Source organism: Curtobacterium sp. GD1, from assembly GCF_020882855.1.
Lineage (GTDB): Bacteria > Actinomycetota > Actinomycetes > Actinomycetales > Microbacteriaceae > Curtobacterium.
Genome location: NZ_JAFEVQ010000015.1, coordinates 51,134 through 73,098 on the forward strand (window position 1 = coordinate 51,134; position 21,965 = coordinate 73,098).

Genomic DNA, 21,965 nt, shown 5'->3' on the forward strand with positions numbered 1-21,965 from the left:
CCGGTAGGGTCGTGAGGTCACGAACCGGGGGGAACCGTGCAGGCACTGCGCACACCGATCGACACCACCGCCCTCACCGAGCCGGTCCGCCGCCGCGACGCGAGACGGACCTGGAAGGCCCTCGTCGCCGCGCACCCCGAGGCGCGCGACCTGGTCGGACTCGTCCGACGGATCGTCCTCGGCGCCGGAGCACTCTGCCTGCCGATCGGCCTGCTCGCGTTCGCCCTCGTCATCACCGCCACCGTCGCCGAGGGCGGCGAGGACGTGGCGACCGCCGTCCTCGTGCAGAGCGTGATCGGCGCCTTCCTCGGCCTGGCCGGGGTCCTCTGCACCTGGGCGTGGATCCGGGTGCGGCGCCGACGCCCGCGGAAGCGGGTCCACCACCACCTCGCCCGGTTCGCGGCGGCCAACGGCATGACCTACAGCCCGGGCCCGACCGGGACCCGTCGTGACGCCCCGCTCCGTCGACGCGGCGCGCTGAACTGCTACCGGGTGCTCCGGACCCCCGGGCCCCGAGGCCTGGAGTTCGCGAACCACGAGCTCGTCCGGTCGACCATGACGAACACCTCGCCGGCGTTCGGCGGGTACTGCGCGATGCGTCTGCCGGTGGCGTTGCCGAACATCCTGCTGCGGTCCGAGGAGGGCCCTCGACGCCCGCTGCACACCTCGTCGGTCGTTCGTGGCTCGCAGGTGCTGTCGTTGGAGGGCGACTTCGACCGCTACTTCCGTCTGTACTGCCCCACCGGGTACGAACGCGACGCGCTGTACCTGTTCACGCCGGACGTGATGGCGCGGCTCGTCGACCACGTGCGGGGGCTCGACGTCGAGATCGTGGACGACTGGATGTACCTGATCAGCGCCCGTGACCTGATCACGGACCGGCCCGAGCGGTGGGAGGCCCTCGCGGCGGCGGTCGACGCCCTCGACGACCGGGTCGAGCGCTGGGCGCGGTGGCGGGACGAACGCTCGGAGGCAGCAGTCTCCGCCGCCGACGGCCCGGTCGTGCGGGTGCGGGAGGTCGCGAGGCCCGGACGCCGGCTCCGGACGACCTGGGGTGCCGGGACGGTGCTCATCGTCGGGACGGTGACGCTCGGGTTCGTCGCGCTGATCGTGGCGATCAACCTGTCCTGATCGGGCTGCTCGGCGTCTGCGGCGTTCCTGTGCGGATGCTCCGGTACGGTGGTCCCGTGAACAACGGGTGGCGCGACGGTCTCTTGGTCGTGTGGATCATCTCCCTGCTGGCGGCGATCGGGCTCTGGGTCTCGGCGATCGTCATCTTCGGCAAGGGCCCGGACTCGGTCGAGCTCGTGCCGCTCGCGGCGTCGCTCGCCGGCGCCGCTGCCGTGGTGAGCTTCTGGTGGTTCGTGTCGCTGCTCCTGTGGCTCGCGGTGAGCGCGGTGGTGCGGGAGCACGAGAAGGACCGGCAGCAGGCGGCGCGCCTGCGCTGACGCGGCTCCGCCCCGGGCCGCTCGGTCGGTCGGTCGGTCCAGAAACGACGAAGGCCCCGTCGCGGTGCGACGGGGCCTCCGATCGGTTCGGTGGTGCAGTGCGCTCGAAGGGACTCGAACCCCCAACCTTCTGATCCGTAGTCAGATGCTCTATCCATTGAGCTACGAGCGCGTGGCCTTGCGGCCGTGGAAGACTCTACAACAGCTGCGGCCCCGAACGCCAATCGAGGCCACCGCGAGGCCGCCGTCGGCGTGTCGGCCCTCAGTGCGCGGCGAGCTCCTCGTCGAAGACCTCGGCGAGGAACACCTCGAGTGCCCGCCACGACCGACGGTCGGCGCGCTCCTGGTACTGCGCACCGTGGTCCGGTGCGTCTGTCCCGGGCACTGCGAAGGCGTGCATCGCGCCCGCGTAGGTCACGACCTGCCAGTCGACGGTCGGCACCGCCCGCATCTCGTCCTGCCACGCGTGGACCTTCTCGTCCGGCACGACCGGGTCCGCGGCGCCGGTCAGGACGAGGAGCTTCGCCCGGACGTCGGCCGCGTCGGAGGGGTCGTGCGTGAGCAGCCCGCCGTGGAACGAGACCGCGCCGACGAGGTCGGCCCCGGTGCGCGCGAGTTCGAGCGCGGCGGATCCGCCGAAGCAGTAGCCCATCACGACGACCCGGGAGGGGTCGACGTCGGGGTCCTCGAGCAGGCGGTCGAGGCCGGCGCGGACGCGGGCCCGCATGAGCGGGAGGTCTTGGTAGAACGACCCGGCGACCTGGGCGGCGGTGTCGTCGCCCGGCCGGACGCCCTCGCCGTAGACATCGGCGCCGAAGGCCACGTACCCGAGGCGGGCGAGCATCGTGACGCGCGCCTCGACGTGCTCGTTGACGCCGTGCCAGTCGTGGACGACGAGCACGGCCGGGCGACGACCGGCGATCGCCGCGTCCTTCGCCAGCACGCCGAGCAGCGGTGTGCCCTCGTGGTCGTAGCGGACGGGATCGACGCGCACGTCGGCTCCGGCGGGTTCGGGAACGGTCTGCAGGACGTCGTCGATCGTGGTCACGCGTCGGAACCTACGCCGCGCGGTCCGTCAGCAGTCGATGTTGTCCCAGGAACCGGGCCCCTCGGAGCCTGCCGGGTACTCGTCGAGCGGGGCCTTCCCGCTGCGCCAGGCCTGCAGGAACGGCTCGACGACCTTCCAGCCCTGCACGGCGCTGTCCCCGCGGACGGACAGGGTGGCGTCGCCCTCGAGCACCCCGGCGAGCACCTCGCCGTAGGCACTGAGGCGTCCGGGGTTGAACGTCACGTCGAGGCTCGTGTGGTCGATCGTGTACGGGTCGCCGGCGCCGTTGACGTTGAGCTCGAGCTGCATCTCGTCCGGTGCGATCCAGATCCGGAGCCGGTCGGGCAGTTCCGCACCGTGCAGGCCGACCGGCACGTGCGGCGAGTCCTTGAAGGTGATCACGATCTCGCGGCGCTGCTCGGCGAGGGCCTTGCCGGACCGCAGCGTGAAGGGCACCCCGGCCCAGCGCCAGTTCGCGATCTCGAGGGTGAGCTGCGCGAGCGTCTCGGTCCCGAGGGACGGGTCCACGCCCTCCTCGTCGGCGTACGACGGCAGCGAGCGGTCGCCGATCGTGCCCGCGGTGTACCGGGCGCGCTTGCCCGCCGCGACGACGTCGCCGCCCCACGGTCGGACGGCACGGAGCACGAGCTCCTTCTGGGTGCGCAGGTCGTCCGCGTCGATCGACGCCGGCGCCTCCATCGCGACCACGGCCATCACCTGGAGCAGGTGGCTCTGGATCATGTCGACGAGCGCACCCGCCTTGTCGTAGTAGCGCGCACGCCCCTCGAGTCCGAGCGTCTCGTCGTAGACGATGTCGACGCGGGCGACGTGCGCGGACGACAGCAGCGGCTCGATGATGCGGTTCGCGAAGCGGAGGCCGAGCAGGTTCAGCACGGTGGACCGGCCGAGGAAGTGGTCGACCCGGTGGATGCGCTCCTCGGGGAGGAACGAGTGCAGCACGTCGTTGAGGTGCTCGGCACTCTCGGCGTCGGTGCCGAACGGCTTCTCGAGCGCCAGGCGCGTCCCGGACGGCAGGTCCAGGTCCTTGAGCACCTCGCAGCTCTTCTCGGTGACGGCGGGCGGCAGGGCGAAGTAGATCGCGGGGTCGTACCGGCACTCGCCGAGCAGGGTCCGGAGGTCGTCGGCGTCGGTGACGTCGGCCTTGCGGTAGGTCGAGGCGTCGATGACGCCGAGGAGCCGCTCGCTGAGGCGCTCACCGCCGTCGGCAGCCCCCTCGTCCTCCTCGTTCTTCGACGCCTGCGCGTTCTCGAAGGACTCGCGGACCTGCGCCTTCCAGTCGGCGTCCGAGATGTCCTCCACGCCGGCTCCGACGAGCTGGACGTCCCAGTCGTCCTTCACCTCGAGGAGGGTGGCCAGCCCTGGGAGCAGGAGCCGCTTGGACAGGTCGCCGCTGGCACCGAGGATGAGCAGGGAGGTCTGGAGGCTCGACATGCCCCAGAACGTACTCATGCGTTCCGGCGTGTGGCCGGGAGACGTCGGTACGGTGGGGTCCAGTCCGGCGCGAGGGAGCACCATGAGCAGTGGGTACGGAGGGCGACGCCTGCGCGTCGCCGTGGTCGGGACCGGCATGATCGCCGGCGTGCACGCGCGGGCCGCCCGCGCGGCCGGCGCCGAGGTCCTCGGGGTGCTCGGCCGGAGTCCGTCCCGTTCCGAGCAGGTCGCCGCCCAGCTCGACCTCCCCCGCGGGTACGCCTCGCTCGACGAAGTGATCGCGGACGCTCCCGACGTCGTGCACGTCTGCACGCCGAACGACCAGCACCACCCGCAGGCCCTCGCGGTCATCCGCGCCGGGATCAACGTCGTGTGCGAGAAGCCGCTCGCCATCGACGCCACCGAGGCCGACGAACTGGTCGAGGCCGCGCGGCTGGCCGGCGTCGTGGCCACCGTGCCGTTCGTGTACCGGTACCACCCGATCATCCGGGAGATCCGCGGACGCATCGCCGACGGCGACCTGGGGCGCGTGCTCGCCGTCCACGGCCACTACCTGCAGGACTGGATGCTCGACGAGGACGCCTCGTCGTGGCGGGTCGACGCGGGCTCCGGCGGCCTCTCGCGGGCGTTCGCCGACATCGGCTCGCACTGGTGCGACCTGGTCGAGTTCGTCACGGGCGAGCGCTTCGCCTCGGTCTCGGCCGCGACCGACATCGTCTACCCGACGCGTCCGGCGGCGTCCGGCCCGTCGTTCTCCGGCTCCCCCGACCCCGACCCGGTGGCCGACGCCTCGCAGCGCGCCGAGGTCACCACCGAGGACACCGCGGTCGCGACCTTCCGGACCGGCACCGGTCGCATCGGCAACGTGGTCATCTCCCAGGTGGCCTCCGGGCGGAAGAACCGGCTGTGGTTCGAGGTCGACGGCACCCGCGGGTCCGCCGCCTTCGACCAGGAGCAGCCCGAGTCGGCGTGGTTCGGGAACGAACGCGGCGCGCAGATCGTCGTCCGCGACCCGTCGCTCGGCGTGCCGGACCAGCGGCGCCTGGCCGTGGTGCCGTCGGGGCACCCACAGGGCTACCTCGACGCGTTCGCCGCGTTCGTCGCCGACACCTACGAAGCGGTCCGGAGCGGACCCGACCCGGACGGGTGGCCCGAGGGACTCCCGACCTTCGCGGACGGCGCCCGGTCGGCCCACATCATCGACGCCGTCGTCGGCAGCGCAGCCGACGGCACGTGGGGGGAGATCCGGTGAAGCTCGGGATGCTGACGGCCTGCCTGCCCGGGTGGTCGCTCGACCGCATCGCCGCGTTCGCCCAGCAGCAGGGGTACGAGCGCCTCGAGGTCGGCGTCTGGCCCGGCACCGGCGGGCGTGACTTCGAGGCGGCGCACCTGCCCGTGGCCACCTTCACGGACGACGACGCCCAGGCCACGCGGGAGCTGCTGGACCGCACCGGGCTCGAGATCTCGGCCTTCGCCTACTACGAGAACAACCTGCACCAGGACCTCGACCGCCGGGCCGAGATCAAGGAGCACCTGTTCCACGCGATCGACGCCGCCCAGGTGCTCGGGGTGCCGTACGTCGGCACGTTCATCGGCCGCGACAACAGCAAGTCGGTGCGCGAGAACATGCGCCTGGGTGACCAGGTGCTGCCGGAGCTCGTCGACCACGCCGGCGAACGCGGCGTGCGGTTGATCATCGAGAACTGCGTGATGGAGGGCTGGCACCCGGACGGGTACCCGGGCAACCTCGCGTACTCCCCCGAGCTCTGGGACTGGGTCACCGGGCTCGGCTTCGGCCTGAACTGGGACCCCTCGCACCTCACCTGGATCGGCATCGACCCGCTCGAGACGATCCTGCCGTTCGCCGAGCACATCGTGCACGCGCAGGCGAAGGACGTCGAGCTCTTCCCGCGCAAGCGCGACGAGTACGGGTTCTTCGGCAAGGTCGACAAGGGCGACGACCCGTGGGACATGGGCTGGTGGCGCTTCCGGGTCCCCGGTCGCGGGATCGTGGACTGGCCGCACGTGGTCGACCGGCTGTACGAGGCCGGCTTCGACGGCACCCTGAGCGTCGAGCACGAGGACCCGCTGTGGGGCGGGACCGACGAGAAGGTCCTCGAAGGGCTCCGGATCGCCCACCGCACGCTGCGGCCCCTCATCGCCGTCGAATGAGGCGTGCGTGCCCGTGTTGCGTGTGTGAACAACACGTGACGTGTTGCGGCATACCCTGGCGCGTCGGCTGTACGACTTCATAGGTTCTTGGGCGATGAACGCTCACACCTCCCCGCGCCGACGACGGCGCCTCGTCGGCGGCGCAGCACTCGCCACCGCCGGCGTGCTCGTCGCCCTGTCCGTCCCGTCCGCTGCCATCGCCGCCGACGGGGACACCACGATCGACCTCTACGACGTCAACGACTTCCACGGCCGCATCGCACAGTCGATCTCGCAGACCGACGGCAAGCCGACCCCGCGCGACGGCGACGCCGCCGGTGCCGCGACCCTGGCGGGTGCACTCGAGCAGCTCCGCGGGCCGGACCCGACGACGTCCGCGTTCGTCAGCTCTGGCGACAACATCGGCGGATCGACGTTCGAGTCCTTCATCCAGGACGACCAGCCGACGATCGACGTCCTCAACCAGATGGACCTCGCCGTCAGTGCCATCGGGAACCACGAGCTCGACAAGGGGCAGGACGACCTGCGCGACCGCGTCATCGGACCCCAGGGCGACCGGAACGCGCAGTGGGACTACGTCTCGGCGAACATCCTCGACACCGCGACGGGTGAGCCCGCGTTCGACCCGTACGCGATCGAGGAGATCAGCGGCAAGCGCGTCGGGTTCATCGGTGCCACGGTCGACCTCGTCGGACAGGGCCTCGTGAGCCCGGCCGGCATCGAGGGCCTCGAGATGGGCGACATCACGACCGAGGTGAACAAGGTCGCAGCGGACCTCACCGACGGCGTCGAGGGCAACGGCGAGGCCGACGTCCTCGTCCTGCTCGTGCACGACGGTGCCGAGTCCGCTGCTGCGACGGACCTCGACGGCGACTCCGACTTCGCCCGTGCCGTCCGCGACGTGGACCCCCGCGTCTCGGCGATCCTCTCCGCGCACACCCACCAGACGTACGTGCACCAGGCGAAGGTCGGCGACGGTCCGGCCACCCGCCCGGTGATCCAGACCGGCTCGTACGGCTTCAACCTCGGACACGTGCAGCTCACCGTCGCGGCGGACGGCACCGTCACGTCGACCGTCGCGGAGAACATCCGGCTCGTCGACGGGACCTTCACGCCCGACGCCGACGTGCAGGCCACCGTCGACGACGCGGTTGCCGAGGCCGAGGTCCTCGGTGCGGTCGAGCTCGGCACGGTCGACCGCGACCTGGGCCGTGCGAAGCAGCGCAACGGTTCCGAGAACCGCGGCGGCGAGTCCACGCTGGGGAACTTCGTCGCCGAGGTGCAGCGCGCCGCGACGACCCGCCAGGGCTCGCAGATCGCGTTCATGAACCCCGGTGGGCTCCGGGCCGACATCGCGTCGGGCACGGTCACCTACAAGGAGGCCGCGGTCGTCCAGCCCTTCGCCAACACGCTCGTCGTCCTCGACCTGACCGGCGCGCAGATCCGGCAGGCGCTCGAACAGCAGTGGCAGCCCTCCGGGTCGAGCCGGCCGTTCCTCAAGCTCGGCGCTTCGGACGGCTTCGCGTACACGTACGACCCGGGTGCTCCGGCCGGCTCGCGCATCACCACGATGACCCTCGACGGAACGGCGATCGACTCGGACACGACCTACAAGGTCACCGTCAACTCGTTCCTCGCGGGCGGCGGCGACAACTTCGCCGCGTTCAAGCAGGCGGCAGCGAAGCAGGACAGCGGCAAGGTCGACCTCGAGGCGCAGGTCGAGTACTTCCGCGCGGACCCCACGGTGACGGTCGCCCACGACCAGCGCTCCACCGGCATCCGCACGACGGCGACCCCGGACGGCGGGTTCCAGCCCGGTGACCGGGTCACCATCGAGCTCTCCTCGCTGACGTTCAGCAACGAACCCGACCAGGGCGGCACGGTCACCGTCAGCGCCGGCGGGAAGGAACTCGACCGCGCGACGGTCGACACGACGATCGTCGACACGACGGACGAGCAGGGACAGGCGACGCTGTCGTTCCTCGTCCCCGGCGGGACCACGGACCCCGCGACCGCACTCGGCCGGGCAGCCGGCACGACGACCCTCGCGGCAGCCGTGGCCCCGGCCGCCACGACCGACGAGCCCCTCGTCGTCACGCTGCCGAACGGGCAGACGATCACGCTCGCGGTGACGATCCCCGTCGCCGCGGCCGTGGACCCGACCGACCCCGCTGACCCCACGGACCCGACCGACCCCGGCACGCCGGGTACCCCGGGCGCCGGTGGCGATGACGACGGTGCGGTCGGTGTCGACACCGACGGTGACGGCGTCGTCGACGGCACGGTCCCGGCGAACGCCGGCGGAGCGCTCGCGTACACCGGTGCCGACATCGCGGCCCCGGCCATCGCAGCCGGCCTCCTGCTCCTCGCGGGCCTCGTGGCGCTGGTGCTCGCGCGTCGGAAGCGCGCCGAGCGCGAGGCGACGGACCTGACGGACTGACGCCGCGCCTCCAGGCAGGAGAACGGGCCGTCCCACCCAGGTGGGACGGCCCGTTCTCGTGGGTCCAGGAGGCGCGGTGCCGGTCCGCAGCGTCGGCGCCCGTCCGCGGGTGGCCCGCGACGCTTGTCCCATCACGGTACTTCCCTGCTGTACCGGCGATCGGCGGGGTACGCTCAGCCCTGTCGCATCGCGACGCGTCGCGCTGGGTCGCCTCTCATCCCGGACGGTGGTTCCGCCCGGGGGACTCCGCGACGCGGGTGCTCTCCGTCTCCAGGGAAACGACGGAGGGCACCCATCTCACTTCCTCAGCGGAAGAGCTGCTCGCCGATGTACGAGCCCTTGCGCGGAGCCGGCGGGACGGCGAACACGCCGCTCCCGATGTGCGAGACGTACTCGTTGAGCCGGTCGGAGGCACCGAGCTTCCGCTGCAGCGTCGTGAAGTGCTCCGGGTCGTTCATGTACGCCGCGAAGAGCAGCCCGGCGTCGAGCTGACCGTACTGGTTGAGCCCGTCGGTGTAGTTGTACGGGCGCCGCAGGATCTTCACGCCGCCGTTCGCCTCGTGGGCCGCGAGCGCGATGTGCGACGTCGGGTCGATCTTCGTCGTGCCGTCCGACGCCGTCGCGTGGAAGTCGGGCGTGGTGTGCTCCGAGCCGCCGGAGAGCGGTGCGCCCTCGATCTTCGTGCGGCCGAACACCCGCTGCTGGTCGCTGACGACGTCCGCGTCCCAGATCTCGATGTTCATCCGGATCTTCCGCACGACCTGGTACGTGCCGCCGCGCATCCAGCCGGCCCCGGACCCCGGTTCGTCGACCCAGACGAAGCGGTCGTAGTCCTCGTCGGTGGTGATGTTCCGGGTGCCGTCCTTGAACCCCATGAGGTTGCGGGGCGTGGACTGGTCGGGCCCGGCCGAGGCGCGACCGAAGCCGAGCACCGTCCACCGCACGGTCGCGGTGCCGCGGGCCATCCGGGCGAGGTCACGGACCGCGTGGTAGGCCACCTGCGGGTCGTCCGCGCAGGCCTGCAACGACAGGTCGCCGCCGGTGAGGGCACGGTCGAGGTTGTCGCTCGGCAGCGTCGGGATCGCGGCGAGGTGCGCCGGCTTCTTCGACGCGAGACCGAAGCGTTCGTCGAAGAGCCCCGGGCCGAGGCCGACGGTGACCGTCAGGGACGCGGGACCGAGGTCGAGCGCCTCCCCCGTGTCCGCACCGACGCCGTCGCCGTGGGCGGGTTCGACGCTGCCGACGGTCTTCCCGGCCTGCAGCTGCGCGATCGACGCCGACCAGCGGGCGAGGAGCACCTGCAGGTCGGTCCGGACCGTCGAGGACATGTCGAACGTCATGAACACGCAGTACCGCTGCGGAGCGGTCTGCACCCCGCCCTGCGGCTGCCGGGCGGCGGTTGCGTAGAACGGGTGGCTCCGCGAGAGGTCGATCGACTCGTCGCCGTTCGTCGCCGCGGTGAACGGGTTCACCCCGGTCGCTGCCGTGGCACCGGCGACCCCGGCGGCGGCGCCGAGGCCGGCTCCGGCCGCAGCGACACCGGCGGTCACGCCGGCGCCGAGGAGCCCGCGGCGGGAGAGGGGCGCGGGGCCCGTCCCGTCGCGGGCCGGCTCGTCGTGCGGGGTCGTCACGCGGTGGCGACCTTCTCGGCGAGGCGGGACAGCGGGTCCTGCAGCGCCTGGACCTGCTGCGAGATCGTGTTCGCGTCCGAGGCCTTGGTCGCGGCGTCCCACGTGTCGAAGCCGCCGAGGTCGTCGGCGTTGCGGTAGCCGTCCATGAGCGTGTTCGTGCGGTCGAACTGCGTCGCGATCTGCTTCGTCAGCGTCGGGTCGAGCTTCGTCAGGCCCGGCTTGAGGTACGCGAAGGCCTGGCGGGCGCCCTCCACGTTCGCGGCGAGGTCGACGAGGTCGATGTGGCTGTACGCCTCCTCCTCGCCGGTGATCTTGTTCGACTGGACCTCCTCGAGCAGGCCGGCGGCACCGTTGGCGAGGTCCTCCGGCTTGTAGTCGAGTGTCGGCACGAGCTTCGCGAGCAGCTGCACGTTCTCGGTCAGGTCGGCGGCGGTCTGCTTGGTCGAGGCGGTGATCGCCCCGGCCTCGAACAGGTCCTTCTCGACCGCGTGGAACCCGCTCCAGCCGACGGCCGGGTCGAGGTTCGAGGCGCGCATGTCGATGAGGTAGTCGAGGTTGCCGGCGTTGTCGGTGGCCTTGAAGCCCTTCTTCACGAAGCCGTCGACGTCGCTCTCGACGTGCTCGTAGAACGGGCGGGCGTTCGCGTAGTCGGTCTTCGCGGCGGCGAGGTCACCCGCGTCGATGTCCTTCTGCAGCTGCTCGACCGCGGCGACCATGTCGGTGACCTGGCCGTCGACGTACTCGGCGTAGCCCTTCGTGCCCTCGTCGAGGAGGGTCGCGGCGCTGCTGTTCGCCGTCGAGGTCACCTTGCCGGTGACGGTGAAGTCGGTGAGCTCCTGGTCGGCGCCGGGGCAGTACACCTGGTACTTGCCGCCGGTGAGCGTGGCGGTGAACGTGACAGCGGCCAGCCCGGGCGCGAGGTTCTCCTTCTCGCCGAGGATGCGCTGGTCCTGCAGCAGCTCGACCTCGGTGATCGCGGTCGACGACTCGTTCTTCACCGTGAACGTGACCGGACCGGCGGGGACCTTCGTGGTCGACACGGCGCACTTGTCGGAGCCGTCGTTCGTCAGTGTGACCGAGACGCGGGAGACCTTGCCGGAGCTGCTCGCGGTGTCACCCGCCGACGTGGACGAGTTCGCGCAACCGGTCAGGGCGAGGGCGGTGACGACGCCGAGGGCGCCGAGGGTGGTCAGGGGGCGGGCAGTCCTACCGAACGGCATACTCAGGGCTCCTCGTGGGGTCGTCCGCGGGTGGGCCGCGTGACGGGTCGGTTTCGGGGGTGGTGGTCGTCGGCTCCGGCCGCCGACGGCGGTCGCGGAGGGCGAGCAACGCCTGGGCAGCGGCGGCGACGCCCAGGGCGATCGGCAGCCAGGCCTTCCAGAGCAGCAGCTCGGCGGAGCGGGTGTCCGCGGCCGCCACCGCGGTGGCGGCCTGCTGGACGCGGGCGTCCGGCACGGACCAGACGGTGCGGTCCAGGGTCGTGGTGCGAGCGGACGGGAGGCCCCCACCGCTCAGCGTGAGCACGGTGCGTTCCGTGCGGCTCGCGTCCAGGACGCCACCCCGGACGGTCCAGAGGCTGACGGTGTCGCGGACGGCCCAGCGCGCCGAGAACGGCCCGGGGTTCGTGCTCGGTGAGATCCCGACGGGGACGCGACCGAACAGGTCGACGAGGTCGTCGAGCGTCAGGCTCGACGGCCGCTGCGCGGCCGACCCGTCCTCGGTCCGCCGCCAGCGGTCGGCGGTCACGCCCGCGCGGGTGACGCTCCGGTGGGTCGACGCCGGGAAGGCGAACCGCGCCTCCTGGCCCGTGCCGCTGGTGCGCATGCTCGCGGTCGTCCCGTCGACGGACGCGGTGACGGAGCCGCCGCCGGTCACGGCGGTCGTGGACGGGAGGTCAACGCCTCCGGTCGGGACCGCGATCGCCAGGGTCGCAGCGGCGACGGCGAGGACACCGGCGATGCCGAGTCGCACGGCGGGGACCCGTCCGCGGGACGGACGCCAGGCACGCGGCCAGAGGGAGATCGCGAGGACGGGGACGACGTAGAGCACCCAGCCGAGCACCTCGATGACCCGGGGGTCCGGCGGGATGCCGAGGACGCCGGTGACGAGGGCACCCTGCACGGATCCGTTCGGCGCGAGCCAGCTGAGGTCGACCGTGCGCTGCTGCCCGATCACGACCCAGCCGGCCTCGTGCGCGCGGCGGAGCACGGTCAGCACGAGGCCGCCGGCGACGAACACGAGGAAGATCCCCGTGCCGGTGAAGAACTTCGACAGGTTCAGCCGGACGCCGCCGGTGTAGATGCCGTACCCGACGACCACGGCGCCCGCGATGCCGATGACCGCACCGAGCGCCGCGAGCCCGGTGTCCGACGACGCCTGGAACGTGGCGAGCAGGAAGACTGCGGTCTCGAAGCCCTCCTTGAGGACGGCGAGGAAGGCCATGCCGGCGAGGGCCCAGGCGGTGCCACGGCCGAGGGCCTCGGTCGCGCTCGCCTCGAGCTCGGTCGTGAGCGTCCGCGCGTGGGTGCGCATCCAGACGATCATGCCCGTCACGAAGACGACGGCGACGATGCCGATGATCGCCTCCATGCCCTCCTGCTGGGCCTGCGGGAGCGCCTGCTCGACGACCTGCAGGCCGAAGCCCACGGCGATGCTGAGCACCACGGCGACCCCGACGCCGAACCACATGGGGGCGAGGGGGACGCGGTTGCGACGGAGGAACGCGGCGATGATGCCGACAATGAGCGTCGCTTCGAGGCCTTCACGGAGGCCGATGACGAGGGTGGCGAGCATGGCAAAGGTGAGGCTAACCTAACCAGCGCGCGACCCGCCACCTCCCGCCGGTGATGTTTGATGGTTCTCATGAACCTGCTGTCCGTCGATGGCCTGGCGTCGGTCACGAACGTGCTCGACCTGGCCGGGGTGTTCGCGTCGGCGCTGCTCGGCGGATCGCTCGCGCGGACGATGGACTTCGACCTCTTCGGGTTCCTCGTCGTCGGGTTCGTGTCCGGCCTCGGCGGCGGCATGCTCCGCGACACGCTGTTGCAGAACGGGCCGCCCGTCGCGCTCGTCGACCCGCTGTACGTGCCGGTCGCGATCGCCGGTGCGCTCATCGCCTTCTTCGTGTCGTTCTCCGAGCTGACCTGGGACCGGTTGTTCACCGTGCTCGACGCCGCGGTCATCGGCTTCTGGTCGGTGGTCGGGGTGCAGCGGACGTTCGACGCCGGGCTCGACTGGCCGGCCGCGATCATCATGGGCACGATCACGGCGGTCGGCGGTGGTGCGATGCGGGACCTGCTGCTCCGCCGGGTCCCGGCGGTGTTCGGCGGCAACGCGCTCTACGCCACGGTCGCCGTCGCCGCGTCCGCCGTGATGGTCGTCGCATCGCACCTCGGGTCGCCCTCGATCGGCATCGTCGCCGCGATCGTGCTCTCCCTCGGGCTGCGGTGGGGCGCGGTCCGGCGCGGCTGGGGGCTGCCGAACGGTCGTGAGTGGCAGCCGAAGTCCACGCTCGGATCCCTGCTCCAGCGCGGCCGGAAGCTCCGACCGGACGCGATCCGGTTGCTGCGACGGCCGGGGCGACGGTCCGGCGCGGGGAGCGTGCACCACGAGAACGAGTCGGGGCCCGCGGACGCGTCGGACGGCTGAATCCGCGAAGGGGCTGTCATCTGTCGGTGCTCGGTCGTACAATCAGTACCGCCGGGTATCGACCCGGCATCCATGGTCCGCTGGCGCACCGACGCGACCCGAACGCGCCGGTTCCGTACGGACCTGTGGTTGGGGGCTTCGCTGATGCCGCGCGGGATCAGACGCGCGGCGCGGCAGGTCTCCCGACGCACCCTGCCTCCAGCACAATGGTCGTGACCCACCACCACGCCAGCCCGACGAAGCCGGACCCGACGGATCACGGCGGGCCCGTCGAATCAGGAACCATGAGCGACGACGCCTCCGACCCCAGCCCCTCCGTCACCGGCTCGCCCACGCCCCGGACCCCGCGGGCCGAGGTGCGGGAACGACTCCTCACCGCCGGGGCCCAGGTCTTCGCCGAGCAGGGCGTGCACGAGGCTCGGCTCGACGAGGTCGCCGCCCGCGCCGGGTTCAGCAAGGGCGCCGTCTACTCGAACTTCTCGTCGAAGGAAGACCTCGTCGCGCAGGTCATGCAGCGCGCGACGAACCTGGTGCTCGGGTCGCTGCGGGAACTCGTCCGCGCCGACATCGCCGCGGTGGACATCGGCGACGTCGTCCGGGCAGCGTTCGGGCGGCACGACCAGAGCGGCCAGTTCGCCCTGCTGTCGGAGTTCCGGGGGTACGCCACGCGCCACCCCGAGTTCCTGCCCGAGTTCGTGCGGCAGCGGCGGGAGCTGCAGGACGGCGTGTTCGAGCTCGTGGAGCTGTGGTTCGGGGCGCACCCGGAGATCGATGCGGGGATGTCGCTCGAGGACTTCTCCCGGGTGCTCATCGGGGCGAACGTGGGGATCGTGTTCGATGCGGCGGCGCTGCCCGGGGTGAACCCGGGCGAGGTCGTCGCGGCCCTCGTCGAGGCGGTCATCCGCCGGCGCTGACGCCGCGGCGGGTGACGTAGTGTGCGAGGTTCCGCGCGCGGTGGGACCCTGCGGGCCCCGCACCACGCGCGGAACCTCGCACGCTACGAGCGCGCGGCGCGCGGCGCTACGCGCGGCTACGCCGCGCTGCGGCGTGCGCGCCGCCCTTCGTGCGACCACGCGGACGAGGGCAGCAGGCTCGGCGGCAGCAGGCGCGACCGGAGCACCCGCGCACCGGAGGCCGAGGCGTCCAGGGCGACCCGTGCCTCCTGGACCGCCGCGAGCAACGCCGCAGCGTCCACCGAGGCCGCACCGCCCGCGGCGAACCGCTCCCGGTCGACCGCGTCGACGATCGTCTCGAGGTGCGGCAGCACCGTCGCCGGCACCGACGGCCGGAGCCGCCCGAGCACCGCACGTGCCGTCCGCGCTGCGGCTGCGGCGTCACCCGGCGGCGCGAGGCCCGGCGCGTAGCCGTGGTCGGCGACGTCGTCGAGCGCCTCACGCCAGGCGTTCACCGCCGGTGACCTGCCCGATCGCACCGCGCCGAGTCGTGTCCGACGGCGGAGTGCCCGGACGAGCGCCGGGGACACCAGGAGCGCCACGGCGATCACCAGTCCCACCGCGAGCCCGAGCGGTCCGTTGCCCCCACCACCGGTCGACCCGGCGGCACCCGGTACGGCGGACGCGCTCGGCGTCGGCGTCTCGGACGTGGCGGGAGCGGATTCGCCCGGGGCGGGCAGCGGTGTCTCCGGGGCGGCGGCCGAGGGGGTGGAGGTGGCCTCGGTCGAGGGCGTCGCGGCGGCGTCGGAGTCGGGCGTCGGCTCGAACGCGACCCAGCCGGCGCCCTTGATGTAGAGCTCCGGCCACGAGTGCAGCTGCCGGTTCGACACCGTGTACTCGCCGTCGGCCTGCGTGGAGCCCGCCCGGTAGCCGACCGCGATGCGCGACGGGATGCCGAGCGTGCGGGCCATCACCGCCATCGCCGAGGAGAAGTGGACGCAGTAGCCCTCGCGGACCTGCAGGAACTTCGCGACGACGTCCATGCTGTCACCGTCGTAGCCCTGTTCGACCGGCGCGGTCTCGGAGTACGTGAACAGGTCGCTGCGGAACCACTGCTCGAGCGCACGGCCCTTCTCGTAGTCGGTGGCCGCGCTGCCCGCGACGCGCTGCGCTGTCCGCGCGATGCTGACCGGCAGCTTGTCGGGGAGCTCTCGGTCGGTCCGGAGCTGGTTCGCCGAGGGGGTCGCGAACCCCCGGCCGTCGGCACGTCCGAGCAGGCCGGAGCCGGCGATCGCGTCGAGGTACTCGCCGGACCACGTCGAGGCGCCGTACACCTCGTAGGTGGCACCGCGCGGGGTGGCCGGGCCGGTGGAACGCACCGTGCTCGACTCCCCCATCCAGCGCCACTGCGACAGGTCGAGGTTCGTCGAGCGGGACTCGATCGAGACCGCGCCGGCGGGGACGGGCAGGTAGTTGCTCGACAGCCCGGTGACCCGGATCGTGACGTCGCCGCGGCTGGAGAGCCGCGGGTTGATGCCGACCGCCCACTGCTGCTGGTCGGCGGTCTCGGACTTCGCGGCGTCGGTGGTGGTCGGCACCCAGTCGCCGGTGCCGAACTCGTCGAGGTTCGCGAGCTTCAGGTACTCCGGCCGACCGTCGGACGAGCGGTAGCGGAACACCTCGAGCTCGTTCGGCTGCCGGAGGTCCTGCCCGAGGTTGAGCAACGTGCCGGGGCGCCCGGGCTGCACGGGCGACTGGATCGCCCCGGTGACGCCGGACAACCAGCTGGCGTTGAGCGGCACGATCGCGGGCAGTCCCACCGCGACGACGAGTCCGATCGCCCCGACGACGGCGGCGGGGAACGCCCGTTGGACCGGCCGCACCGAGAGCCAGAGCAGGACGAGGAAGGAGATGCCGGTGGCGATCACGAGCCCGGGTGCCGCGGGGGCTCCGGTGACGACGCCCGGCACGATGAGGATCACGAGCGCGGGGACGGCGGCGAGTGCGGCGGTCGGGGCGACGGCCGCGAGGAACAGCGAGACGCCGGCGACCCAGCCGATCGCGACCGTGACGATGAGCCGGATCGCGTCGGACTGCGGCAGCGGTGCGGGGTTCAGCCGGATCGCCGCGAGCGTCTCGCCGAGCGCGCCGTTCCGGTCGAGCCACCCGAGTGGCTGGACGTCGTTCACGACCGCAGCGGCGCACGAGCAGACCACGAGCGCCGCGACGAGTGCCACGAACCGCACCCCGGGCGCCCGACGACGGACCGCGAGCATCGTGCCGACGAGGACGGCGGCGACGAGGACGCCGGACACCCACCACGCGACGCCCTGCACGAGGGGACGCATGGCGAGGGCGGCGATGAGGACGGGCACCGGTGCGAGTGCGACGACCCACGGGCTCGGCGAGTCCGGTCGGTCGACCCGTCGGTCGGGTTCGCTCCGCGCCTCGCCCCGGGGCGGGGCCGGACGGGTTGCGACGCCGCTCACCGGATGCTCCCGGGCGCGTGGGCACCGGCGACCGGGACCACCAGGGTCCGCCACCCGCCGCGGTCGAGGATGCCGCGCACCACCGGGTCCGGCGGGACGATGGTCGCGAGGATCCCCCGGCTCGACCCGGTCGTCGCGGAGACGAGCTCGGCCGCCTGCTCGGCGGTGCAGTTGCCGGTGACGACGGCGGTCATGCCGTGCACGTCGCGGCCGCGGACGTCCGGGAGGACCTCGGTGACCTCGCGGGCGTCGGAGCGGACCCGGACGTCGGCGAGCCCCACGAGCACGTCCGTCAGTCCGCCGGCGTCCCCCGCGTGCCGGGTGCTGCCGGACGGTCCGTCGCTGACGAGCACGACGCGCGAGGTCCGTGCGGCCAGTGCCCGTGCGACGCTCGCGGCGACGACGACTGCGTGCTCGAACGCGGCGTCGCCGCCGAGGTCCGAGAGCTCGGCCAGGTCGTCGCGGCCGAGGCGCTGGTAGGACTCGCGTCGGACGTCGAGGGCGATGACGGCCTCCGGCGGCTGCGCCTGTGTGGTCTGGCGGACGTGGAGTTCCCCGCGGCGGGCGCTCTGGGCCCAGTGCACACGGCGGATCGGGTCACCCGGGCGGTAGGGGCGGAGCTCGCTGTCGTCCGCCGACCCGCCCTGCCCCACCCGGCCTTCGTCGGCGGAGACGGCTCCGGCGAGCGCACCCGCGTCGAGCGACGCGAGCGGGGTCGATGCCGGGACGACGACGACCTCTTCCGCGGCGACCACCGGTCGGTCGATGCGGAGCAGGCCGAACGGGTCCTCGACGCGGATCGTCACCGGGCCGACCACGCTGCGCCCGCGGTGCATCGCCAGGGCCTCGACGTCGAGCACCGCCGGCGGCAGGTTCGGCCCGACGGCGGCGTACGTCTCGGCGGTGGACATGCTGACGAGGGCGTCGTCGAGCTGTTCGCGCACGAGGAGCATCGACCGCGGGCCGATCGGCAGGCTCGTCCCGCCGAGGGTGATCCGCTCGCGGTACACCTCGCCGACCTGGACGATCGCGCGCGCCGTGCTCCGGCTGCCGCGCAGCGGTGCGGCGACGACGAACGCCATGACGATGCCGAGCACCACGAGCACGAGGAGCAGCAGCCCCGCGGACACCGCGACGCTCGTCGTCCCCACGAGCCCGCCGCCGATCAGCCCGATGCCGACCGCGATCACGGTCCAGCCGCGCACGGTCGGTCGGGGGAACGGCGTGCGGCGCAGCAGCGCGAGGCCCCGCCGCCCGTACCGGAGCGCCCCGGAGCGCAGGGCGCCGGCACGCAGCGCGAGCGACGTCGGCGCCGGGGACCCGGACATCAGGAGCGGACGGGGGTCGCCGTGAACGGCACGGCCGTGTCGGACACGATGCGCACGACGATGTCGCGGACGGTGTCGTCGCCCGTCCCGCCGAGGCCGCGGGCGACCGGCACGAGCCGGTGCGCGAGGATGACCGGCGCCAGCGTGGCGACGTCGTCCGGCGTGACGAAGGGACGACCGAGCAGGGCGGCGTGGGCACGGGCGGCCGAGGCGAGGTGCAGCGTGGCACGCGGGCTGGCACCGAGCACGATGTCGGGGTGGCTGCGGGTGGCCCGGACGATCGCGACGATGTACGCCTCGACGTCGGGCGCGACGTGGACCGTGCGCACCGACTGGATGAGGTCGCGGAGGGTGTCCACGTCGACGATCGGACGGAGGTGCGCCAGCGGGTCGCCCCCACCGCGGTTCGTCAGCATCTGCCGTTCGGCGTCGGCGCTCGGGTACCCCATCGTCAGGCGGGCCATGAAGCGGTCGCGCTGGGCCTCGGGCAGCGGGTACGTGCCCTCCATGTCGATCGGGTTCTGCGTCGCGACGATCATGAACGGGCTGTCCAGCTTGCGCGTCACGCCGTCCACGGTCACCTGCGCCTCGGCCATCGCCTCGAGCAGCGCCGACTGGGTCTTCGGGCTCGTGCGGTTGATCTCGTCGCCGATGACGACGTTCGCGAACACCGGCCCCGGCGAGAACCGGAACGTGCCGGACGACTGGTCGAAGATGTTCACGCCGGTGACGTCCGACGGCAGCATGTCCGAGGTGAACTGGATGCGGTTCACGGACCCGCCGACCGATGCGCCGAGCGCCTTGGCCAGCACCGTCTTGCCGACGCCGGGGACGTCCTCGACGAGCAGGTGCCCCTCGGCCAGCATCACCGTCAGGGCGGTGCGGATGGCCTCGGTCTTGCCGTCGACGACGGTGGAGACGGCGGCGGTGATGTCGTCACCGACGTCCCGGATGCGCTCGATCGGGAAGGCGGGGTCGGTCGGTTCCGGCACGCAGGCCTCCTCGGCTCAGGACAGGTGTCGTGCATGCTACAACGGCCCGGTGACAGGGACCGGGGGATGCGTCACCGACCGGGCCGCCGGACACACGGCGACGGACTGGAGGCGCGGGTCGCGTGCGCCGATCAGCGCACGCGATCCGCGCCTCCAGTCCGGATCCCGCAGCACCTCAGACGCGAGCCGCCAGCGACGCGTCGGCGGCCAGCAGGACCTGCGCCGCCACGGCGACGCCCTCCTCGCGCCCGAGCTCGGTGTCCTCGTGCTCGATGTTCACCCACATGTCCGGGTCCACCTCGCGGAGGGCCTCGAGGAACGCCGACCAGTACGCCTCGTCGTGCCCCTTGCCGAGCGCGACGAAGTCCCACGCAGACGGCTTCGGCCACTCGTTCGCCCACTCGTCCCCGCCGAGGTTCGTGCGCGGCTCGTCCGGCGAGAGCCGACGGAACGAGTTGTCGAGCACGCCGTTGATCGCCGCCTGCGGGTTGATCCGGACGTCCTTCGCGGCGGCGTGGAACACGAGCGGACCGAGGTCGCGGACGACCGCCACCGGGTCCATCTGCTGCCAGAACAGGTGCGACGCGTCGAGCTCGACGCCCACGTTGGTCAGCCCGCCGCGCTCGACGAGCTCGCGGATCGTGGCCGGGTTGAAGACGACGTTCTGCGGGTGCAGCTCGAGCGCGACCTTGACCCCGTGCTCGCGGGCGAGGGCGTCGATCTCCTGCCAGAACGGTACCGCGACGCTCCACTGGTACTCGATCACGTCGAGCGCGGCGGAGTTCCAGGCGTTCACGATCCAGTTCGGCCGGGTGCCGCCGGGTTCCCCCGCGGGGAGACCCGACATCGTCACGACCCGGTCCTGGCCGAGACGGGCCGCGAGCCGGATGCTGCGGCGGACGTCCTCCGCGTGCTTCGGCCCGATCGCCGGGTCCGGGTGCAGCGGGTTGCCGTTGCAGTTCAGGCCGGCGATCGAGACGCCGGTCCCGTCGAACTGCGCGAGGAAGGCGTCGCGCGCCGCGTCGTCGTCGAGGATCTCGTCGACGTTCGGCACGTGCACCGGCGGCAGGAACCCGCCGGTGTTCAGCTCGATGCCGGTGAGGCCGTTGCCCGCGATGGCCTCGAGCGCCGCGGCGAGCGGGCGGTCGTGGAAGATCGCGTTGTAGAGACCGAGCTTCATGCGTGTGCTCCTCCGGTGACGGACGCTGCGGTGAGGTCGACGGTTGCTCCTCCGTCGGCGGCGGACCGGGCCACCGCGTCGAGGATCTCCATGTTGTGGACGCCGTCGTCGAACGTGGCGTTCGCCGGCAGCGGGTCGGCCGTGTTGCCCACGACCTCGTCGAGGAAGGCACGCGCCTGGTACTCGAACATCTGGTTCTGCCCCCAGCCGACACCGGGAGCGTCCATCGCCATGCCGCCGGCGACGTAGGGGTGGTCCGGGCCGAGGACGACCTGACGGTAGCCGCCGAGACGGGAGCCGTCGGACTGCAGCGCGAGTCCGATCTCGGATGCGCGCTCCTGGTCCCAGCGTGCGGCGCCGCGCTCGCAGAACACCTCGACGACGAGGCCGTTCGGGTGCGAGGTCGCGACCCGGGAGACCTCGAGCGAACCGACCACCGAGCCGTCGCCGAAGCGCGCGTTGAACGTGGCGTAGTCGTCGTTCTCGACGTCGGCGAACTCCCCGGTCAACGGGACGGCCTGGCCACGGAGGGCGAACCCGGCGGCGATCGGCCGCTTGGTGATGGCCGTGGTGAACATGCCGCCGTTGACGCTCTGCACCTCGCCGGCCAGGAACTCGGCGACGTACGCGAGGTGCGACCCGACGTCGGCGAGTGCACCGGTCCCCGGGGCCCCTGCGAAGCGCCACGAGAACGGGACGTCGGGCGAGGAGCCGTAGTCCGTCCAGTACCGCGCGGAGACGTGCAGGACGCGACCGAGGGTGCCGTCCTCGACGAGCTGCTTGATCGCCGCGAGCCCGGGAGCGCGTCGGTAGGTGAAACCGACGCGGGCGGTGAGACCACGACCGGCCGCGAGCGAGGCCGCGGACGCCATCGCGCGGGCGTCGTCGAGCGAGTCCGAGAGCGGCTTCTCGCACAGCACGTGCTTGCCGGCCGCGAGGAGCCCCTCCACGATCTCGCGGTGCAGCGTGTTCGCGACGACGACGCTCACCACGTCGATGTCGTCGGCCTCGGCGATCGCTCGCCAGTCGGTGTCGTGCCGGTCGTACCCGAAGCGCGTCGCAGCCTCGGCCGCGAGCGGTTCGTAGACGTCGCCGACCGACACGAGCCGGACGGGCGGCAGCGTGTGACCGAACAGGGACGGTGCGTTCCGCCACGCGGCCATGTGGGCTTTGCCGGCCATGCCGGCGCCGATGACGGCGACGCCGATGCTGTCGCTCATGTTCTCTCCCTCGAGAAGTCGGTG

The 21,965-nt window shown here is 72.4% G+C and carries 17 protein-coding genes and 1 tRNA gene; 7 read left to right on the plus strand and 11 right to left on the minus strand.

The annotated features are described in order from the left end of the window. The first annotated feature begins 36 nt into the window (after positions 1–36). A complete protein-coding gene (locus tag JSX79_RS10155; protein ID WP_229086048.1) occupies positions 37–1,131 on the plus strand; it encodes a hypothetical protein in 1,095 nt (364 codons plus the stop codon). A gap of 56 nt (positions 1,132–1,187) precedes the next feature. After that, a complete protein-coding gene (locus JSX79_RS10160) occupies positions 1,188–1,448 on the plus strand; it encodes a hypothetical protein (protein WP_092386063.1) in 261 nt (86 codons plus the stop codon). Between the two features lie 99 nt (positions 1,449–1,547). Here the strand turns inward: JSX79_RS10160 and JSX79_RS10165 are convergent. The 3 genes from JSX79_RS10165 to JSX79_RS10175 form a co-directional block, all read right to left on the minus strand. Beyond that, positions 1,548–1,620: transfer RNA gene (locus JSX79_RS10165), tRNA-Arg, on the minus strand. Between the two features lie 90 nt (positions 1,621–1,710). Next, positions 1,711–2,496, minus strand: coding sequence for a dienelactone hydrolase family protein (locus JSX79_RS10170; protein WP_229086050.1), 786 nt, complete (start codon positions 2,494–2,496; stop codon positions 1,711–1,713). 27 nt (positions 2,497–2,523) lie between these two features. Next, positions 2,524–3,966 (minus strand): glucose-6-phosphate dehydrogenase, encoded by a 1,443-nt coding sequence (locus tag JSX79_RS10175; RefSeq protein ID WP_229086052.1) that lies wholly within the window; start codon positions 3,964–3,966, stop codon positions 2,524–2,526. Positions 3,967–4,030: 64 nt separating this feature from the next. Between JSX79_RS10175 and JSX79_RS10180 the strand changes: the two genes are divergently transcribed. The 3 genes from JSX79_RS10180 to JSX79_RS10190 all read left to right on the plus strand — a co-directional run bounded on the left by JSX79_RS10180 (position 4,031) and on the right by JSX79_RS10190 (position 8,560). Continuing rightward, positions 4,031–5,200, plus strand: coding sequence for a Gfo/Idh/MocA family protein (locus JSX79_RS10180; RefSeq protein ID WP_071302785.1), 1,170 nt, complete (start codon positions 4,031–4,033; stop codon positions 5,198–5,200). Next, positions 5,197–6,120 carry a sugar phosphate isomerase/epimerase gene (locus tag JSX79_RS10185; protein ID WP_229086055.1) on the plus strand — a complete coding sequence of 308 codons (924 nt, stop codon included), beginning with the start codon at positions 5,197–5,199 and terminating at the stop codon, positions 6,118–6,120. Before JSX79_RS10180 ends, JSX79_RS10185 begins: the two co-directional genes overlap by 4 nt. Positions 6,121–6,214: 94 nt before the next feature. Then, complete coding sequence (locus JSX79_RS10190; protein ID WP_229086056.1) at positions 6,215–8,560, plus strand: bifunctional UDP-sugar hydrolase/5'-nucleotidase; 2,346 nt, start codon at positions 6,215–6,217, stop codon at positions 8,558–8,560. 305 nt (positions 8,561–8,865) lie between these two features. Here JSX79_RS10190 and efeB read toward each other — a convergent pair whose 3' ends face one another. Genes efeB through efeU form a run of 3 tightly spaced genes read right to left on the minus strand, consistent with a single transcriptional unit; the run spans position 8,866 to position 12,984 of the window. After that, entirely contained in the window at positions 8,866–10,191 is a 1,326-nt protein-coding gene (efeB, locus tag JSX79_RS10195; protein ID WP_070418156.1) for an iron uptake transporter deferrochelatase/peroxidase subunit, read from the minus strand. Continuing rightward, the gene (gene efeO / locus JSX79_RS10200; protein WP_229086057.1) at positions 10,188–11,411 is read right to left on the minus strand and encodes an iron uptake system protein EfeO; all 1,224 of its coding nucleotides are present in this window, start codon (positions 11,409–11,411) and stop codon (positions 10,188–10,190) included. Before efeO ends, efeB begins: the two co-directional genes overlap by 4 nt. Beyond that, a complete protein-coding gene (gene efeU, locus JSX79_RS10205; protein WP_229086059.1) occupies positions 11,398–12,984 on the minus strand; it encodes an iron uptake transporter permease EfeU in 1,587 nt (528 codons plus the stop codon). The genes efeO and efeU overlap by 14 nt, the downstream gene beginning before the upstream one ends. Before the next feature lie 69 nt (positions 12,985–13,053). Between efeU and JSX79_RS10210 the strand changes: the two genes are divergently transcribed. Continuing rightward, positions 13,054–13,839: a trimeric intracellular cation channel family protein gene (locus tag JSX79_RS10210; RefSeq protein WP_070418153.1), complete on the plus strand. Its 786-nt coding sequence runs from the start codon at positions 13,054–13,056 to the stop codon at positions 13,837–13,839. A 284-nt stretch (positions 13,840–14,123) separates the two neighbouring features. After that, positions 14,124–14,753 carry a TetR/AcrR family transcriptional regulator gene (locus JSX79_RS10215; protein ID WP_070418152.1) on the plus strand — a complete coding sequence of 210 codons (630 nt, stop codon included), beginning with the start codon at positions 14,124–14,126 and terminating at the stop codon, positions 14,751–14,753. A 116-nt stretch (positions 14,754–14,869) separates the two neighbouring features. Here the strand turns inward: JSX79_RS10215 and JSX79_RS18670 are convergent, their stop codons facing one another. The 5 genes from JSX79_RS18670 to JSX79_RS10240 form a co-directional block, all read right to left on the minus strand. Then, on the minus strand, positions 14,870–17,221 hold the full coding sequence (locus JSX79_RS18670; protein ID WP_229086061.1) for a DUF3488 and transglutaminase-like domain-containing protein: 2,352 nt from the start codon (positions 17,219–17,221) through the stop codon (positions 14,870–14,872). Beyond that, positions 17,218–18,549 carry a DUF58 domain-containing protein gene (locus JSX79_RS10225; RefSeq protein ID WP_071302792.1) on the minus strand — a complete coding sequence of 444 codons (1,332 nt, stop codon included), beginning with the start codon at positions 18,547–18,549 and terminating at the stop codon, positions 17,218–17,220. The genes JSX79_RS18670 and JSX79_RS10225 overlap by 4 nt, the downstream gene beginning before the upstream one ends. Further along, positions 18,549–19,541 (minus strand): MoxR family ATPase, encoded by a 993-nt coding sequence (locus tag JSX79_RS10230; RefSeq protein WP_083295231.1) that lies wholly within the window; start codon positions 19,539–19,541, stop codon positions 18,549–18,551. Before JSX79_RS10230 ends, JSX79_RS10225 begins: the two co-directional genes overlap by 1 nt. Positions 19,542–19,716: 175 nt before the next feature. Next, positions 19,717–20,721, minus strand: coding sequence for a sugar phosphate isomerase/epimerase (locus JSX79_RS10235; RefSeq protein WP_229086062.1), 1,005 nt, complete (start codon positions 20,719–20,721; stop codon positions 19,717–19,719). After that, a complete protein-coding gene (locus JSX79_RS10240; protein WP_229086064.1) occupies positions 20,718–21,941 on the minus strand; it encodes a Gfo/Idh/MocA family protein in 1,224 nt (407 codons plus the stop codon). The genes JSX79_RS10235 and JSX79_RS10240 overlap by 4 nt, the downstream gene beginning before the upstream one ends. Between the last annotated feature and the right edge of the window lie 24 nt (positions 21,942–21,965).

Coding starts and splice junctions, on each gene's coding strand:
- efeO (WP_229086057.1), bottom strand. CDS start 11,411: ATGCCGTTCGGTAGGACTGCCCGCCCCCTGACCACCCTCGGCGCCCTC.
- JSX79_RS10215 (WP_070418152.1), top strand. CDS start 14,124: ATGAGCGACGACGCCTCCGACCCCAGCCCCTCCGTCACCGGCTCGCCC.
- JSX79_RS10210 (WP_070418153.1), top strand. CDS start 13,054: ATGAACCTGCTGTCCGTCGATGGCCTGGCGTCGGTCACGAACGTGCTC.
- JSX79_RS10240 (WP_229086064.1), bottom strand. CDS start 21,941: ATGAGCGACAGCATCGGCGTCGCCGTCATCGGCGCCGGCATGGCCGGC.
- JSX79_RS10190 (WP_229086056.1), top strand. CDS start 6,215: ATGAACGCTCACACCTCCCCGCGCCGACGACGGCGCCTCGTCGGCGGC.
- JSX79_RS10235 (WP_229086062.1), bottom strand. CDS start 20,721: ATGAAGCTCGGTCTCTACAACGCGATCTTCCACGACCGCCCGCTCGCC.
- JSX79_RS10175 (WP_229086052.1), bottom strand. CDS start 3,966: ATGAGTACGTTCTGGGGCATGTCGAGCCTCCAGACCTCCCTGCTCATC.
- efeU (WP_229086059.1), bottom strand. CDS start 12,984: ATGCTCGCCACCCTCGTCATCGGCCTCCGTGAAGGCCTCGAAGCGACG.
- JSX79_RS10225 (WP_071302792.1), bottom strand. CDS start 18,549: ATGTCCGGGTCCCCGGCGCCGACGTCGCTCGCGCTGCGTGCCGGCGCC.
- JSX79_RS10180 (WP_071302785.1), top strand. CDS start 4,031: ATGAGCAGTGGGTACGGAGGGCGACGCCTGCGCGTCGCCGTGGTCGGG.